We start from the raw sequence: 2860 nt of genomic DNA on the forward strand, positions 1-2860 counted from the left end.
GAGTGATGATATTGAAGTTCATATTGTGGAGATTCCAAAACTCATGCAACAGTGGCGAAATGAACAAATAAATCCCTGGGAAGACTCGTTTGTTCGTTGGTTGTTATTACTTCCAGCGAATGAGGATGAACAATTAACCCAAACATTGGAGGATATTGCGATGAACCAAGACCCTATTTTACAAAAAGCAATGAATAAATGGGAACGTATGAGTCAAGATTCTTCTTTCCGACAAGCGTATGAAGCAAGGGAGAAAGCGTTGATGGATGAAGCCGCAAAATTTGCTCATGCTCGTAATGAAGGAAAGAAAGAAGGGCGTCAAGAGGGGATTGAAGAAGGAAAAATTCAATTAATTCGTGGAATGCATAAAAATGGAATGCCAATCGAAGATATTGCAAAGTTTACAAATTTACGTATAGAAGAAATACGAAACATTTTACAAGCCTAAATGATTAAAAATAACACCTACAAATACTGTAGGTGTTATTTTTTAGTGGCCACGGCCTTAATGGTAGCAGCTATCTAAAGGAGAGCGCATGTTGGTAGCACGTTGCTCTTTTTTATTGTATAAGTTACATGCTGGAAATGTTATTCCATTTTCGTTTGTATTACAACATTTACAAAAGGATTCGCAATTTCATATACGTTTTTTAATCAGTTGTATTTGAAAAATGTCATTATCCGTAATACCAAGTACCTTCATTTCCTCTTTAAAAGAGCGCCAGGGTTCAACCCTAATTGATTTTGTACTCTTATCTCTTAATGTGTATTCTCTTATATAATATGATTTTTGTTTGTTATGTTCTTTCATTGTGAAGCCTCCATTATGATAATAAAAAGGAGAGGAAAGCACTTTAAGTAAATGCTTTCCTCTTTTGATATGTACCTGTGGGACCTACAGATTGCTCTTCAATAATAATTATATATCCATTCAATGATATTTGGTTTCAAATTTTGGTCTTTAATTGGATTTATTTTGTTCCTGATCCTAATTTAAAGTTTCTAATGGATTCTAATACTATTAGTAAAATTCGTTGTAGTAGGAGATAAAATATGAAAAATATTGTTTTCAAGTTAATGATTGCATTGTTTGTGTTCATGTCAGGTAGTCAGTTTCATATCGATGCTTATGCTGAAAATGTAGATGTAGTTAATAATGGATTTTCTCATGAAGAAAAGGCACCCATTCGAGTACCTTTTACATAAACCATTTTATCTAATAAATAAGCTTTGATTATTTTTTCTATATATTTTGATAGTGAGTACAATAAAATTCATTTAACTTTAATACAGCATATAGTACTTCTTCTGGATCATTTTTTTCGAGCATTTGTGTTATTGATAAATAATACAACCTAGTATTTAATTGTTTCAATTTCATAGTCATTCTTAAACCTTTCAGTTCATCTAACATTAAATGATATCTCTTAACATCGTCAGGATTACTAGGGGTGTGTTGTTTAATAATATGCTCACAATCTAGAATCAACTTTATAAATTCATAATCATTTTCCATGCTGGCCTCCTAGAAATATTTCATTGTAGCCAATTGTTATTTACGTTATTAATCCAATATTGAATTGCTCCACCTTTTCTATATTCTTGCACTGTATCTGTCCCATTTAGATATTGAGTTTGAGGGGCTGTTAATCCTTTAAGCATTTTAATCCCCTTTGGTACTTGAATTTTGTATATCGTATTGAGTGGATTTCCCCATGCTTCTAATACAGCCAACTCATTTCTAGTTTCTTCAATACTTCTCGCTTTATCTCCCCACCAATAACCAAGACCGTATTTAGACTCTGGTTCCCCAGATTTACTTCTTCTATATAGTGTAAGTGGTTGATTGGTCTCGACAATTTCTATTTTTAACTCTTTAAATGCTAAAACATCCGAATTTGTTCCTTTAAAATCAAAATTAAAAAAACCAAAATTACGTATTATCTCTCTCTTCAATGTGGCGCGTTCCATTATGTTTAGATTTAAACTATCTATTTTGTCTAAGGTAAGATTAATCTCTTTAATTGACCAGTTATTAACATCACTACTATTAATATAACTAATTTTCTCGTTTAAATTGGTATTATCATTAAAAACATTAGCAATCTGATCAATTTTATTTAAGCCTGTGTTATTTGTCTCCGCATGTATATTAGAGAATGGGGACAATAATCCAAATAAAACTAAAAGTAGTGTAATAGAAAGATATTTTTTCATACTATGTAATTAGCTCCTAACAATATAATTTTTTGAACCATTATTGTGTAAAATAAACGGGCTGGATTTTAAGCTTAGCAGCTCATCAGCACGTGTACAAAATGATCTTATTTGGGTAGTTCAATTTTTAGTGAAGATTAGAATTTACTAGTTTGACATATACTTAACTTTTTCAAAGAATTCTTTTAAACGTACAAACCCCTCTTTATCTCCACGTGTTGAAAAAACATCTTGATCTTCATGGGAAACAGCAATAGCTGGAATCGTTTTAAAAAGGGCGAAAGCTTGTTTTTTTTCTTTTATTTCATTAATTTTATGGAAAGGTATCTGTAATGAAATAGGAAGCTTGCCAAACATTTCACTATAAAATAACAATTGTCGTTCTGTATATGCTAAAATCCCTTGCACAGGAGTAGAATTTCCATTTGGTACACCGACTAATCCGGATATACCATTTTGCATTTCATAATAGGTTGTAATCATACCTTGTACGCTCTCATTGGAAGTCATTTTTTCTTGAAACTTTTTCATTGCATGTTCTTTTAAACTCATATCAACTTCTCCTTAAAATAAGATTTATTCTTAATTTTTTACTAGAAAAGAAATACTAAATATTAATAAAAAAGCTAGCATTACTAAAAAG

Annotated in this window: 6 protein-coding genes; 2 read left to right on the forward strand and 4 right to left on the reverse strand. The window is 31.0% G+C overall.

The features are described from left to right. The coding region (locus ACQGS6_RS25815) for an Rpn family recombination-promoting nuclease/putative transposase (RefSeq protein WP_426965832.1) at positions 1–448 on the forward strand (448 nt) is incomplete at its 5' end. A 189-nt stretch (positions 449–637) separates the two neighbouring features. Here the strand turns inward: ACQGS6_RS25815 and ACQGS6_RS25820 are convergent. Then, entirely contained in the window at positions 638–811 is a 174-nt protein-coding gene (locus tag ACQGS6_RS25820) for a hypothetical protein (protein WP_000658140.1), read from the reverse strand. Positions 812–1053: 242 nt separating this feature from the next. Between ACQGS6_RS25820 and ACQGS6_RS25825 the strand changes: the two genes are divergently transcribed. Further along, complete coding sequence (locus ACQGS6_RS25825) at positions 1054–1206, forward strand: hypothetical protein (protein WP_426965833.1); 153 nt, start codon at positions 1054–1056, stop codon at positions 1204–1206. A gap of 37 nt (positions 1207–1243) precedes the next feature. On the opposite strand, the gene ACQGS6_RS25830 is transcribed toward ACQGS6_RS25825, so the two are convergent. The 3 genes from ACQGS6_RS25830 to ACQGS6_RS25840 all read right to left on the reverse strand — a co-directional run bounded on the left by ACQGS6_RS25830 (position 1244) and on the right by ACQGS6_RS25840 (position 2769). Then, positions 1244–1516 (reverse strand): hypothetical protein, encoded by a 273-nt coding sequence (locus tag ACQGS6_RS25830; protein ID WP_426965834.1) that lies wholly within the window; start codon positions 1514–1516, stop codon positions 1244–1246. 20 nt (positions 1517–1536) lie between these two features. Next, a complete protein-coding gene (locus ACQGS6_RS25835; RefSeq protein WP_426965835.1) occupies positions 1537–2217 on the reverse strand; it encodes an autotransporter in 681 nt (226 codons plus the stop codon). A 147-nt stretch (positions 2218–2364) separates the two neighbouring features. Next, a complete protein-coding gene (locus ACQGS6_RS25840) occupies positions 2365–2769 on the reverse strand; it encodes a GRAM domain-containing protein (RefSeq protein WP_426965836.1) in 405 nt (134 codons plus the stop codon). Positions 2770–2860: the final 91 nt, after the last annotated feature.

Source organism: Bacillus sp. GMs2/2, assembly GCF_050172095.1.
GTDB classification, from domain to species: domain Bacteria; phylum Bacillota; class Bacilli; order Bacillales; family Bacillaceae_G; genus Bacillus_A; species Bacillus_A cereus.